Annotated in this window: 14 protein-coding genes and 1 riboswitch; all 14 genes read right to left on the bottom strand. The window is 30.5% G+C overall.

Annotation, left to right across the window (positions count from 1 at the left end):
- Positions 1-5: 5 nt before the first annotated feature.
- Positions 6-2,816: a DUF4430 domain-containing protein gene (locus B3B03_RS13795; protein WP_346877609.1), complete on the bottom strand. Its 2,811-nt coding sequence runs from the start codon at positions 2,814-2,816 to the stop codon at positions 6-8.
- Between the two features lie 13 nt (positions 2,817-2,829).
- A complete protein-coding gene (locus B3B03_RS13790) occupies positions 2,830-3,519 on the bottom strand; it encodes an ECF transporter S component (protein WP_346847047.1) in 690 nt (229 codons plus the stop codon).
- Positions 3,506-5,185: an energy-coupling factor transporter ATPase gene (locus tag B3B03_RS13785; protein ID WP_346877608.1), complete on the bottom strand. Its 1,680-nt coding sequence runs from the start codon at positions 5,183-5,185 to the stop codon at positions 3,506-3,508. Before B3B03_RS13785 ends, B3B03_RS13790 begins: the two co-directional genes overlap by 14 nt.
- Positions 5,166-6,050, bottom strand: a complete 885-nt coding sequence (locus B3B03_RS13780) for an energy-coupling factor transporter transmembrane component T (protein ID WP_346877607.1) — start codon at positions 6,048-6,050, stop codon at positions 5,166-5,168. The genes B3B03_RS13785 and B3B03_RS13780 overlap by 20 nt, the downstream gene beginning before the upstream one ends.
- Positions 6,051-6,274: 224 nt before the next feature.
- Positions 6,275-6,450: riboswitch (cobalamin riboswitch) on the bottom strand.
- A gap of 96 nt (positions 6,451-6,546) precedes the next feature.
- Positions 6,547-7,509, bottom strand: coding sequence for a sulfite reductase subunit C (asrC, locus tag B3B03_RS13775; protein ID WP_346877606.1), 963 nt, complete (start codon positions 7,507-7,509; stop codon positions 6,547-6,549).
- 15 nt (positions 7,510-7,524) lie between these two features.
- Positions 7,525-8,319 carry an anaerobic sulfite reductase subunit AsrB gene (asrB, locus tag B3B03_RS13770; RefSeq protein ID WP_346847043.1) on the bottom strand — a complete coding sequence of 265 codons (795 nt, stop codon included), beginning with the start codon at positions 8,317-8,319 and terminating at the stop codon, positions 7,525-7,527.
- Positions 8,320-9,327, bottom strand: a complete 1,008-nt coding sequence (asrA, locus tag B3B03_RS13765) for an anaerobic sulfite reductase subunit AsrA (protein ID WP_346847042.1) — start codon at positions 9,325-9,327, stop codon at positions 8,320-8,322.
- 9 nt (positions 9,328-9,336) lie between these two features.
- Entirely contained in the window at positions 9,337-10,110 is a 774-nt protein-coding gene (locus B3B03_RS13760) for a formate/nitrite transporter family protein (protein ID WP_346847041.1), read from the bottom strand.
- 73 nt (positions 10,111-10,183) lie between these two features.
- A complete protein-coding gene (locus tag B3B03_RS13755) occupies positions 10,184-10,876 on the bottom strand; it encodes a Crp/Fnr family transcriptional regulator (protein WP_035129674.1) in 693 nt (230 codons plus the stop codon).
- Between the two features lie 440 nt (positions 10,877-11,316).
- Positions 11,317-12,024, bottom strand: a complete 708-nt coding sequence (locus B3B03_RS13750) for a CbiQ family ECF transporter T component (protein ID WP_346877605.1) — start codon at positions 12,022-12,024, stop codon at positions 11,317-11,319.
- On the bottom strand, positions 12,018-12,329 hold the full coding sequence (locus B3B03_RS13745; protein WP_051823852.1) for an energy-coupling factor ABC transporter substrate-binding protein: 312 nt from the start codon (positions 12,327-12,329) through the stop codon (positions 12,018-12,020). The genes B3B03_RS13750 and B3B03_RS13745 overlap by 7 nt, the downstream gene beginning before the upstream one ends.
- Before the next feature lies 1 nt (position 12,330).
- Positions 12,331-13,071 (bottom strand): energy-coupling factor ABC transporter permease, encoded by a 741-nt coding sequence (locus B3B03_RS13740; RefSeq protein ID WP_346847038.1) that lies wholly within the window; start codon positions 13,069-13,071, stop codon positions 12,331-12,333.
- A 235-nt stretch (positions 13,072-13,306) separates the two neighbouring features.
- Complete coding sequence (locus B3B03_RS13735; protein WP_346847037.1) at positions 13,307-14,080, bottom strand: cobalt-precorrin-6A reductase; 774 nt, start codon at positions 14,078-14,080, stop codon at positions 13,307-13,309.
- Positions 14,081-14,101: 21 nt separating this feature from the next.
- Positions 14,102-14,827 (bottom strand): precorrin-3B C(17)-methyltransferase, encoded by a 726-nt coding sequence (gene cobJ, locus B3B03_RS13730; protein WP_035129681.1) that lies wholly within the window; start codon positions 14,825-14,827, stop codon positions 14,102-14,104.
- Positions 14,828-14,829 lie beyond the last annotated feature (2 nt).

Below are 14,829 nucleotides of genomic sequence, written 5' to 3'. Positions count from 1 at the left end.
CTATTTTAGTTATTACTAATTCTTTTTCTTTTTATTAAAACAATCCCTGATACTATACAAATCAATGATCCAACTACTAATAAATTCAAATTCATAGGTTTTCCTGTTTTAGGAAGATCGTCTGCTTTATTACCATTAACGGTATTGGACTCACTCTTACCACCATTGTTTGTTTTGTTATTTGTATCATTATTTGTTTTATTATTTGTATCATTATTTGTATCATTATTTATTTCATTATCTGTTTTATTATTTGATTCCTCATCTGTTTTATCACTATTATCCTTAGATTCATCATCTTTAACCATCAAGCTATAAATACTAAAATGTGTAGTTTCAAAGGTAAATGTTAAATTATTATTATCAAATTTACCACCATCTATTTTTTCCCACTTAGTACCATTGTAATAATATGCTGCTAATTTTGAAACATCTATTCCCTTTATATCATCTTTTGATAATTTTATTACGACCTTTACTTTATTGCTACCAAAATCTTTTATTTCAGTTATCTTTCCTTTATTATCTTTTACTGACATAGTATAATCAAAAACCTTACCTATGATCTTAGTTCCATTTTCTATATTTAATATATTAGAATTTTTATCTAAAACTTCTCTTTTTAAGATAACCTGATAATCTTCTAAAATTCCTGTATATGAATCAAAAATCTTAGATGGTATATTCAAAGATGTATCATTCCAATTTACTACTACTTCATTTGACTCTGGACTCTTAATTATACCTATAGGTATTTTGATATCATCTGTATCTTCTGGAACATTAACTACAGGAGTATTATTACCTTCAACATATACAGGTAATAATTTTGCATCAATATTACTCTTATAATAATTGTATTTACCATTTCCTCTAAATTGCTCTAAGGCAATTAAAGCTCTTAATGCCTGCTCACTTGACATGTAATTATTATTAGTATCTGTTGTATGCTTAAATTGACCATCAGTGCCCTTAAATGTAAGCAGGGCAGAAACTAAATTATTTAGGTCTTCTCCATTTGATTTAGTGAATAACTCACCAGCTGGGTCAACACCTATTGATGTAAGTCCTAAAATTGTAAAACTAATACTTTCACTAGCTTCACTTCCCCAAGCTTCATAACATCCATTTTCTTTTTGCATTAATGCTAATGTTTTAACTGCTTTATCAATAGTATCTTTAATTTCTTTATTATTATCATAATAGCTTGATAACGCATTTATTGCAGCAGCAGTTGTATCAACATCTACATCAGCACCCCATATATTCCATCCACAATATTCATCTCCATCTACATCATAAACTACTTTACTATTAACTAACTCCTTAGCTAGTATATCTTTTGTAATTTTATATTCTCCACTTACATTACAGTAATCGTAAACCATCAGTCCAAATATCTGTGCATATCTATTAAATTCTTTTACATCTCTGTTAAATAACTCCTTAACCAAGTCATGACCTAAGAAATTATAAGGATTATAACCTTGGCTAGTAACATATATTATCATTTTTTCAAGATCTGTATCTTTATAAAAATACTCAGATAACCCATCTTCCTCTACTCCACTCTTAAATTGCTTAACTATATTGTTAAAGCTTTCTTTATTACCTTTGATTCCAAATTTACTTAAACTTAAAGCTGCCCACTCATCACCATTATTAGCAATCATATAGTTTTTAGTTTTTTCTAATTCACTCTTAACATCATATGAATCAATAGATGATAATTCTTTATAGTTAACTACTATAGTCTTCTTTCCTTCATTTCCAGCCTTATCTACTGCTTTAACAGATATTCTATTTTCGCCCTTAGAAAGATTAACAACATATTGTCCATCTTCATTAGGTTCAATAACATTTTCCCCTAATTTAACTTCACTATTAACCTTACCATCAACATCATCAATGGCAGATACTATAAATGTAAACTCACTTTTTGTCACTGTTGTTTTACTTATATTTGTTGTTATTTGTGGAGCAACTTTATCCTTTTGTTCAACAACAATTTTACAGTATGGTCTTGCTAGCATTCTATTGTCAAGAACTTTATCTTTAAAGGGCCTGCCAGTTTTACTGTAGTCAAAGGGATCACAATCCTTTACCCTTTTATCTGCAGTAACAATGTAGGTTCCTGGTTTATCGAAGTTTAGTTTTACTTGTCCATTTTCATCAGTAATATATTGGGTTTCTTTATCATTAATAATTATTTTTGCCTTATCTACTAAAGCCACATCATTTGGTATTCCACCCGGGAAAAAATATTTACCAGTTAAATCTAGTGAAATATCTTCCCCAGTTTTTGCGCTAACTGCTTTCTTATTAAAGTAACCATAACGTGCGTACACATAATTTTCCATGTGGAATAGTACTATACTGTCCCCATCTACTAAATCATGACCACCAACTAACTTATCTGTATAATTATCATTAACATAATATCCCCAACCATCAAATGACCCAAATGATCCCTGAGATACTCCATCAATATTGGATATATAGCTTCCACGTCCAAAGTTAAATTTGCTTTGATCTTTTGGATTAAGACCATTGGCTTCTAAAGCTTTGATTATAGCATGTATTGCCTTAGGCTCACCGCTAACTTCATTACAGTTATAAGGTTCTAACTCAAAATTTGTTACATCCACTTCTGTTTCTGGAACGATAGTATGGTCACTAGCTTCAATCCTAACCTTCACCTTTACAGATTTATCAGCAGCTTCAACTTTTTGTGTAAAAATTGTAGAAAACTGAGTAAATCCAATTAGTAATGCAACTAATAAACATAATAGATTCTTTTTAAATGTCTTCTTCATAAAATCCCCTCCATTAATTTTTTATATAAGTTATATCAAGCCTTCTTTTGTATCTTAAAAGTACATCAATAAAGCTATCATAGAATATAATTGAAAAAATAAAGCTACCTCCTCCATGTAAAATATCAAATGTTAATCCTGACAGATAAGCCATGATAACACTTTGTATTGTAATTGGTTTTACAAAACCCAAAACATACCAAAAATTCATGATCCAATCAAACATAAATCCATAGATAAAACATATAATTGAAAATTTTAGAGCCCTTACTCTTTTTCCCTTTCTACCCCAAATACCAGATATAATTCCCACAAGTCCCCAGGAAAACATCTGCCACGGTGTCCATGGTCCCTGACCAAAAAATATATTAGATAAAAATGCTGATGTACTCCCAATAAGAAATCCTTCATAGGGCCCAAATACAAAACCTGATAATGCCACAAGGAATGTTACAGGCTTCACATTTGGTATAGGAGCAAAGGCAATTCTCGATAGTGCAGTAAATGCACTTAAAGTTGCAATTACTGCAATCTCCTTTGTACCCAGCATACTTTTCTCAAAGTAAAAATAACTTAAAAACAGTATTCCCAAAACCCCCAATGTAGAAAGTAGGGCAAAACTATTTTGGATATCCTTTTGCAGTGTAAGTATCATAAGAACTAAAATAATAAGGGAGGTTATTATTAAACTAATTTTTTTCATTTGCTTGTCCCTCTTTTAGTAAATATTTTTTTCCTTCATCAAGTGTAAAAATCTTCTCATTTACATTCTTAAAAAGTTTATTTATGGAAGTTGTATAGTAAATTCCATGGCTTAGTACCTCATCTCTACTTCCCTTTGATACTATTTCTCCATTAAACATAAGAGCAAAACTTTTGCAAAAATCACAGGCAAAATCCACATCATGGGTGACCATAACTATTGTAGTTCCATTATTATTTAAATTTTTAAGAACCCTACCTAATTTATTTTTAACTTCAAGGTCAAGGCCTCTTGTTGGCTCATCAATGAGAAGTATTTTAGGCTTCATCACTAATATAGAACCTATGGCTACCCTCTGTTTTTGACCTCCACTTAAATCCCTTGGATTTTTATCCTTAAGTTCATAAATATCTAAATCTTTTAAAACCTTTTCTAATTCTTCCTTATCAAAGGAATTATAATTATCCATTGTAAACTTTAGTTCTTCATACACCGTTGATTTTGATATGTAATCATTCGGATTCTGTGATACATATCCAATGATACTTGCCATCTTATTAACAGTTAGTTTTTTCACTTCATTACCAAATACCTTAATACTACCCTTATACTCTTTAAGCCCAATAAGAGAATTTAAAAGTGTACTCTTACCAGCCCCATTTGCTCCCATAATACCTATGAAATCTCCATTTTCAATATTTAATGAAAGATCTTTTATGGCATGAATTGAATTGAAGTAACAATTTAATTTCTCTGTTTTTATTGCATTACTACCATATTCGCAAACTTGTTTCTTAACATGATTTTTATCTATTTTAAAATCTAAACAATCTATGCTAATATCAGAATATTTATCATCAATTCTACATCTAGTTTCTTTGAAATTATTAGGCATATTACCCCATGAAAGGTTTTTGCTAAGCTTCAAATAATCAGGTAAAAAATTAATAACTTCTTCTTTAGATTCTTTATAAAAATCATACCTACTATTATAAAAATTAACTTTACCCTCATTCATAAAGGCAATTTTATCAGCTATATCAAACCATTTATTTACTCGCTGCTCTATAATGATTATTGTTATTCCTAATTCTTCATTTATTTTTCTAATTAGATTCACAATGCTTTCTGCCGCAGAAACATCAAGCTGAGAGGAAGGTTCATCAAAAATAATACATTTTGGCAAATATGCCACTGCAGAGGCTATTGCAACTTTTTGCTTTTGACCACCTGATAAAGTTGTTATATCTCTTTCTGCCAGGTCAGTTATTCCTATAAACTCCATGACCTCCCATACACGTCTCTTAATAGTTGATTCACTTACCCCTATATTTTCAAGTCCAAAAGCAATCTCTCTATGAACCTTATTCATCATTAATTGTTTCTCCGGATCCTGAAAAACCATTGTAACTGTCTTTGCCCTTTCGCTATGGCTCATCTCTTCTAATGGTACTCCATCAATGATAATTCCTCCTGATATTGTGCCCCCATAAAAATGAGGAACAGCCCCAGTAATTGATTTAGCTAAAGTTGATTTCCCTGAACCCGATTTCCCAACTACTAATAAAACCTCTCCTCTACCTAATCCTAAATTTATGTTATTTAAAGATTTCTTTCCTTCTAGAGGATATGAATAACTTAAATTTTCAATCTCTATATATTCCATAGTCTTTCTCCCTACTATATTTTAAAATTAATAATGTAATAGCTAGAATAATCACAAATATTGATGTTGTTCCATAGTTAAATATATTTACTATACTTACCCCATCATATATTTTGAAATCAACAGCTCCTTTATATTGAGCAAATATATATACTATTAATAAAACTCCGCTTAAAACCATAATAGAAATATCTTTTTTTCTAAACTTCTGTCTGTCATAGGTACTTCTTTCATTACTTAAAAATCCTCTAACAAAAGCTGCTTCCCCTATATCAAAAGAACTTTCCATAGAATTTTCAAGTAATATTGACAATACTGGAACATAGCTTTTAGTCTTTTCTCTTGAACTCTTTTTATTAAAATCAACTCCTCTAATTGTATAAATTTCTTTAAGTTTATTTAATCTATCTCTAAGACCAGGAACTAACTTAAAAGCAATAACTAGAGTTAAAGTTGATTTTGGCATCTTGCTTGAAAAATATGAAATTGCCCTATCTGAATCAATAATAAATTCAAAGGATATAAAGAGACTGGCCACTGCAAATAACTTAAGTGCCATTGTTAATGCATATATTAAAGCCTCCAAGGTAAATCTTTTACTTCCAATTTTAAATAAAATCATACTACCTTGTGTAACAAATATCATATTTAGAAGAATTATAAATATGGCAAAGGGTATAAAATAGACTAAAACTTTTTTTAATTTATATGTGTTTCCGCTATATATGAATAATGAAAATATATAAAAATATAGAGAGAAAACCACTGCCGGATTATCATTAGAAAAAATTATTATTATTAATGATAAAAATAGAATAATATATGTTAGAACATGAAAATCAAACTTTCTTTTGTTAAAACTCAATTTTTCGCCCCCTTTTAAAAATATTAATTTATTACTTCTTTCAAATAAATTTAAACGTAAAAAAAGTCCATTTAACTCTAAGTTAAATGGACTTAAATAACATCATATTTACCAACCATATACATCATAAAAATATATAAATACAAAAAATATATTAAAAATATATTTATGTATACATATGTATATAAATATCTTGTGTTACACCACTCCATTCTCCGCAGAGTTTACGTGTTAAAACACAGGCAGGTCTTCTGACTCAGGTTTCATGGTTTTTGTACACCTTCCCAGTTTCCCAGTGGTATAAGTACAAAACTCCACCTTTACAGCGGCGGGACCGTGTAGGATTTACACCTACTTCCCTTTTAATTGATAAAATCAAACCTATATTTCATTATTTAGTTTTATTTATTTTTTCAAATTTTACAAATATGATTATACTACAACAAATATTTACATTCAAGGGTAAAAAGTCAATTGTGACTAAAATATATTATTTTTAATACTTAATCCCATCCCAATACATGGTTTCTTGAACAACAGTTTTATCAGAAAGCTTAACTCCCTCCATGGCCCACTTTTTAAATTCTGGGAAGCCTGTTCTATCTACAATATATCCTATATGCTCCTTACCACCTGATGCATCCTTATCTATATATTCCTTAACATAGCTGTAGGTGTTACAGATTATTTTTATTATACTCTCTTCGTCTACCCAAGCTATAAAATCCTTAGCTAAACGTGGATTTTTCTTTCCTGTTCTACCTAAAAGAACAAGCTTGTAATATTTTTCTCTGCTTCTAGTCCATGCATCTGTTGGACATGCTATTACACACTCTCCACACCCTATACACTTCTTATGATCACGTTGAATTTTATAGTTATTCATAGTTAATGCTCCAGTGGACTTCTTTGTACATGCTCTTACACAAGCTCCACAGGATACACATTTATTCATATCATATTGAGGTTCTGTCATCCCTATTATTCCAAAATCATTTAGTCTAACTTTTCCACAGTCATTAGAACATCCTGTTAAAGCTACTTTGAAGTGTAAATCATTGGGGAAGATGGCCTTTTCTATCTTCTTTGCAAATTCCGTTGTATTGTAATTAGCATATGGACAGATATTGTTTCCTACACAGGCAGATATATTTCTAGTTCCAGCTGCAGAGTACCCCTTTCCTTCATCTGTTTGATTAATTTCTAATCCTTCAATGATTGGTTGCAATAATTCATTTACTTTATCCATATGTTCAAAGCTAATACCTGGTACTTCAAAGCCTTGCCTCATAGTAATGTTTACAGTTCCATCACCGTATTTTTCTGCAATCTCTTGAATCATGGCTAAATATTTAGCATCCATCTTTCCCCCTGGAACACGAATTCTTGATGCTGTATATCCTCTTCTTTTTGTAACCCTAAATGCATTCTTTTTTAGGTTTTTAGTGTTTATATCCATGTAATTCACCTCCAATTAATCTATTAACTCTTTGCCCTTTGTATAGTTAAACACAGGTCCATCTAGGCATATATACGTATCATCTATCTTGCAATGTCCACATTTTCCAATACCACAGCACATTTTTCTCTCTTGAGAAATCCAAATATTTTTTTCTGGAATTCCTCTTTTTAAGAATTCAGCCACAGTAAACTTCATCATAATTGGTGGTCCTACTACAACTACTTGTACATCATTAATATCATCTATCTTCATATCTGGAATGTACTTAGTCACCATTCCAACATTTCCTCCATAGCTCTCCTCTGCCTTATCTACAGTAAGAATTAATTCCATGGTGTTATTCCATCTCTTAATATCTTCTTTAAATAAAACATCTTCAGGAGATTTAAATCCACAAATTAGAGAAAACTTTTTAGCATCCTGTGGATTATTACCAAAATAGTCCACAATTCCTCTTACTGGAGAAAGTCCTGTACCTCCAGCTACTACAATAACTTCATGACCTTTATAATTATCTATGTCAAAACCATTTCCATAGGGTCCTCTTAAAAATAATTTATCACCTACATAGTTACTAAATATTTCATCAGTAACCTTTCCTACCTTACGTATTGTTAAATCAACAGTTCCTTCTCCAATACCACTTACTGATATAGGTGCTTCCCCATATTTAGGTATTGATACTTCAAAGAACTGTCCTGGTTTCACATCACCAATATAGCTCATTCTAAAGGTATACTCAATTTCTGTATGCTTTATTACTTCCTTTATTTCTGAAATAAAAGGTATATATTCATTCTTATTCATCTATTTCACCTCATCACATGCTGATTGCAATTTATTAATACAGTTACTAAATGAAATGTATTCTGGACATATATCATCACATCTACCACAGCCTACACACATATGGTAACCCCATTTTTTCTTGTAATCATATACTTTGTGTAGCACCTTAAAACGCATTCTTTGACCCTTATTTTGTCTGAAGCTATGTCCTCCAGCCATATCAGTAAATCCATCCACTTGACAGGAAGACCATACTCTTCTACGTTCTCCTACATTTTTATTATCTCCATAGAAAATATCTTGCATAGTGAAGCAAGTACATGTAGGACAGACAAAATTACAACGACCACAAGCAATGCATCTTTGATTATATTCCTCCCACATGGTAGATTTCATAACATCTAGACTAAGTTCTTCTGGAATATTAACGGTAACATTGTTTTCAGAAATAAATTTAGGTTCTACCTCTATAGTATCAGCCTCTTTTTTCTCTAATAAAATGTCAAAAGTTTCACATTTACTATCAAAGTAAACTTCATGATTTTCTACCCTAATGTATCCATCATAATTATTTGATTTATTAGTTCCCATATCTACACAGAAACAATTTTCAAAGGTTCTTTCACACCCCATCAATATGAATTTTGTATTCTCTCTAAGTCTTTTATAATAGTAATCTTCAAAGCCATTTCTTAAGTATATATCATCCATTCTTTTTACAGCATGTAAGTCGCAACTTCTTAAAAACACTATTGATCCTTTAGATTTAGGGGCTGCTTCCCTTACTTCATCTTCAGTAAAATAAAGTAGAGTTTCAGATTGTGGTAATAACACTTCCTTAAAGGAAAAATGAGATTTTTCATCAAAAACTATATCTTCAACCTTTGATATTTGCCCATATCTAACTCTGTCTGTATCGGAAAAGTTTGCACCACCCTTAATTAATATAGGAGCATATATTATATACTCTGATGAAAGCTCTTTTAAAATTTCATTGAATTTTTCTAAATATAATTTGTAACCCATAATTCACCTCTAATTTACTTTTTTTCTTGATATAATGTAGTATGGAAGAGCTACGAAGAAAATACCTCCAACCATATTACCAAGTGTTACAACTAAAATATTATATATATATCCACCTATGGTGACATAAGCATCAAAAGGTGATAATAAACCTATTGTTAATACTGTCATATTAGCGATACTGTGCTCAAATCCTACTGTAATAAAAATAAATAAGCACCAAAATATCATAATTAATTTTGCTACTTCTTCTTTGCATTTAAATCCACACCAAACTGCTAAACACACTAATATATTGCAAAATACTCCACGGAAAAATAATGGTATAAGTGGTATTGTCATTTTTATTTCTGATGCCTTTGCAATGTATTCACCAACACTACCTGTAGCTAAACCTGATAATTTAAACATTACTCCTGCTATAATTGAACCTAGTAGATTTCCTAAAAAACATACTAACCATAGCTTCATAGTCCCTTTCCATGGTACATCCTTATTTAGGGATGCCGATGCTAGTACAAAGTTATTTCCTGTAAATAATTCTCCCCCTGCCATTATAACTAGACTCAATGCTCCACCAAAAGCTAATCCCATAACAATCTTTACAGCACCTAAACCTGCTGATGTCAGTTGACCTCCTATGGTAAAGATAAGAATAGAACCTAATCCTATAAATAATCCTGCCAACATAGAAGAAATAAAATATCCTATAGGGTTTTCATTTAACAATTGCATCTTTGTTTTACCAGCTGCACATACTTTGTTAAAATCTCCACAAACCATAATAAATCCCTTCCCTCTTTTATAATTATAGCTTCATTATAGGCTTATAAATTTTAAAGCACCGTGATAAAAATCACGGTGCTTTAAAATATTCTAAAAGTTTTTCTTTATTTTTTATTATAAATTTCTTATTATTATATTCAATTAATCCCAATTCACTAAGTTCTTTACATGCCCTTGATATGGTCTCCCTTTGTGCTCCAAATAAGTCTGCTAGATAGGTTATACTAATCTCCATGTCTATTAATATACCATTGTCATCAGCTACCCCATAATCCCTACCTAGTTTCCAAAGCTTTGATGCAACTCTCTTTCCCATATTTAAAACTCCAGTAGTATTTTTAAATTGTCTATACATTCTTCTTACTTTTAAAGATAAAGATGACAGTACCATTTTTGTAAACTCAAAGTCTGATTCCATGACTTGTAAAAGCTCCATTGTGTTACAATACATTATTTGAGAGTCCTCTATGGTTTCACAATTTATAGATGCAGTAGAGCTTTGTAATATAACTTCATTTATAAGATCACCTAGCCCCAATATAAATATAACCTTTTTTTGACCCTTTTCATTGAACTTATATAGTGATACTTTTCCCTTTAATACTATGTAGATATTATCTACAATATCCTTATCTCTAAATAGTACCTTCCCCTTTTCATACCTAGTGACTCTAGTAATATTAGATAACTTTCTTAAAGTATTTTCATCTATGTTATTAAAACCCGGGAGCTCTTTCAATTCTTCTAAATTAACATATCTCATTTTCTAAATTACCCCAATCATTTTTTAATTAATTTATTATCCATATCCCACATGTTTTTCAAAATTTATTTATATAAATGTATTACAAGTCTCCACTTAATTATATATTAACAAATATGTTTACTAAATACATTAACTTTTAATTGAAAATTATTTTCAATTATATTGACATATGTAAAATATTATAGTAATATGAATTTATTGATAATAGTTATCAATTATTATTAAGTCCTTAATCTTTTATATTTATCTTATATAGGAAATTTCCTTCTATTTACTTCAGGAGGATTTTCCCTATTTTTTGTCCTTTTAAGTTCTATACTTTAATTTATATTTTTAACAGTCTCTATTATATAGTATATCTCTTTAGCCATATAAACTACAAAATTCTATATTAAATTATGAGAGTTATCTAAAAAAATAAAAAGTATACCCAGCTTCTAAAACCACTTAGGTATACTCACCAAAATAATAAGAAATGTAATATATCCTACTATTATAGCTATTCTTTTATATGACAAATGGAATTCTTCAAAGCCATAATAAATATTTCCTCTATAGCCTCTACTGTTAATTCCATCCTTAATTTCTTTCCAACGTTTTAAAGTATTAATAAAAAGTAAAGCAGCAAGACTTCCTGAATCCTTAACCTTATTCTTAAAACCACCAAAGGCGCCTCTACATAACATACTCTTCCGTAATGTTTGAAATTCATCATCTATAAGTATTAAAAATCTCTCCATAGATTTTCCTATATCACAAATATCTCTAAGCCAACTTACCTTAGAGAATATATAAAATACATGATCTGTAGGTGTAGTTAAAGTTAAAAAACTAACGGATATCCCCCCAGACACCGCCTTTAATATAAGTATTAAAGTACTATACCATCCATAATCAAATACAAAGGTTATAGAAGAAACTAAAGCAAATAAAAAAGTTGCCTCTACAAAGTGTTTTACTATATGCATAGGGTTCTTATAAACAATATGAAGTACAAGAAAAAACATTATATTTATAACCAAAGGATAGCACCTAGTTGTAAAACTAAGTGCTATTATTGGTAATATACATAAAATTATTTTCTCTATAGGATGAATATTTGCTAATTTACTTAGCTTTGAATATGAAAGTACTGTCCTTAACATTCTTTCACTTTTCCACCTACATTAGTCTTAGCTCCCTTATTCTTTGAAGCTCCTTTTTTAACCCCAATGTAATATCCTATGAATCCAGCCCCAATTGCTGCTTGTAAACAGAAAAGGAAGCTTTCAATTTCTCCTGATGGTGGTTCCCACATAGGCGCTGCCCAAGGCTCATAATCTCCATTTAATTCTTGGATTTTAACCTCAATTTCTCCATCGGCACCATTAAATTCACCATTTCTACCTAAGAATAAAGATCCTACCACAATTGCTATACATAATAAAATTAATCCTATATTTTTTTTCATATTATCTTACACCTCCAACTTCTAATAACTCCTCAGAGGCATGTTTTTCTATAAAGTCAAATATCATAACAGTTATTATTCCTTCTACTACAGCAAGTGGAACTTGAGTTATAGCAAATATTGATACAAACTTTATAAACGCCGCTGCAAATCCACCTGTAGTAGCTGGGAATGCAAGTCCAAGTTGAATGGATGTAACTAGATATGTTGCTAAGTCCCCTAAAGTTGCACCAAGGAATATTGCTAATTTTTTATTTTTATTTTTAAATAATTTATAAACTGCAAAGGCTACTATCGGTCCTGCAATACCCATTGATAAAACATTAGCTCCTAAAGTTGTTAATCCTCCATGAGCTAAGAAAAGCGCTTGGAATAAAAGGACTACTATAGAAACCACAGACATAGCAAATGGTCCAAATATCATTGCTCCAAGACCTGTACCTGTTGGATGTGATGAACTTCCTGTAACAGACGGTAGTTTCATTGCTGATAATACAAAAGCAAAAGCTCCAATCAATGCTAAAAGCATTTTTAAATCCTTGCTACTCATAGTTTTTTTTCTTATATCTCTAATTCCTAATGCTACAAATGGAATGCATGCTACAAAATAAAACGCACACCAAGCCATTGGTAAAAACCCTTCTGCAATATGCATACCATAAGCTAATTTAGGCACTGTAAAGAATAGTGCTAATGCCCATATAAATACAAATGATTTTTTAGTAATACTTGATTTATTCATAATTTTTCCCCCTTATATTTAGTAAAAATGATTTAATTTAAATATAATACCGCTAGCAATGCTTATATTTAAATTCCTATATACTTAACTGTAGCTAAATAATGTGATTATAAAGAATATACTTAACGTGCACTTTAAATATATTAGTATATAATCTATAACATAACTTTTTGTTTTGTATAATAAAAGTTACTCCCACCGTCACCCGAGTCTTTTATTACACTTTGAAATGTTACTAATAGTTTTCTTGGTTGCTACAGATATAGTGACTTAATTTTTCTTCATCATTAAAGACAATGCCGTAATCCATGGTCTTTCTTTCTACTACAAAAACTTTAATTCCCATGTCTATGGCAGCCTTTATTTTTTCATAAGTTCCACCTTGTGGACCACTATCCTTTGTTATTAAAGCCTTGCCATCATATTCTTTTATAAAGGCTTTATTTAGTTCATAGCCTATAGGTCCTTTTATGAATATCAAATCCTCTACTCTAACACCTAACGCAAATACTTCCTCCATAACTTTTAAAGAAGGTAGAACTCTATGAACTATTCTATTTTCAAGTTTTAAATCTAATATCTTATCTATATTTCTACTTCCTGTAGTATTTAAAATACATCCATCTATATCTTTTAGGGCTTCTCCTAATTCTTCATAGGTCGGCACCTCTATTATCAAATCATTTTTAGGTAACGTATCTAAAGTACTTTGTCTTTCATACCTTACATACTCAATTCCCATATCCTTTGCTATCTTCATAGCTGTTCCACTTATTAGAACTGCATAGGGATGAGATGCATCTACAATTACCCTTACACCACTTTTCATAAATAATGCTTTTAACTCTTCATAAACTAAAGGTTTATCATTTAATATTTTATATTTATAATCCACTAAAAGCTCTCCACCATAGGTTGTAGCTGTGGATACTAAAATGTTATCTGTATATTTATTTAGATGGGAAAGAATTACCTTTCCCTCTGATGTACCTACTATTAAAGCTATCATTGTAATTCTCCCCCTTAATGTCTACTTGTTTTCTAATTTATATCCTCTTGGAGTTATAAATAATCCATCTTTTATATAACTCTTAGTATTTCCTATAATAACCATAGTCATCATATCTACTATAGAATCATCAAAGGTTCCTATAGTGCAAACTGTAGCTTCTTGACCTTCTCTTAATGCATGCTTAACAATAGCAACTGGTGTATCTTCATTTCTATATTCCTTTATTATATCTATAGCTTCTCTTAAGTAATGAGGTCTTCCCTTACTCTTTGGATTATAAAGAGATATTATAAAATCTCCTTCTGCTGCAAGCTTAACTCTCTTCTTTATATCTTCATATGGAGTCATTAAATCACTTAAGCTTATGTTGCAGTTATCATGCATAAGTGGAGCTCCAACTATTGATCCTGCTGAAGATGATGCTGTAACCCCTGGGATTACCTCTACTTCTTCATCCTTTTTCATTTCAAGAATTAACCCAGCCATACCATAGATTCCAGCATCTCCTGTACTTACTACAGCTACCGTTCCTTCACTAGTTAATCTTAAAGCTTCCTGGCATCTTGCCTCTTCACCCATCATTCCTGTAGAATAAACTTTCTTACCATCTAAAAGTGGCTTTATCATTTCTATATACTTTGTGTATCCTACTACTATATCACTTTCTTCTATAGCCTTTACAGCTTTAATTGTCATGTAATCAAGTCCTCCTGGACCGATTCCTACTACATATAATTTTCCCATTA

Origin of the sequence: Clostridium sp. UBA5712, assembly GCF_002419845.1 — a bacterium.
GTDB lineage: Bacteria > Bacillota > Clostridia > Clostridiales > Clostridiaceae > Clostridium_J > Clostridium_J sulfidigenes.
Note: the sequence above shows the minus strand (reverse complement) of the source record. Positions and strands in the feature narration are given on the sequence as shown.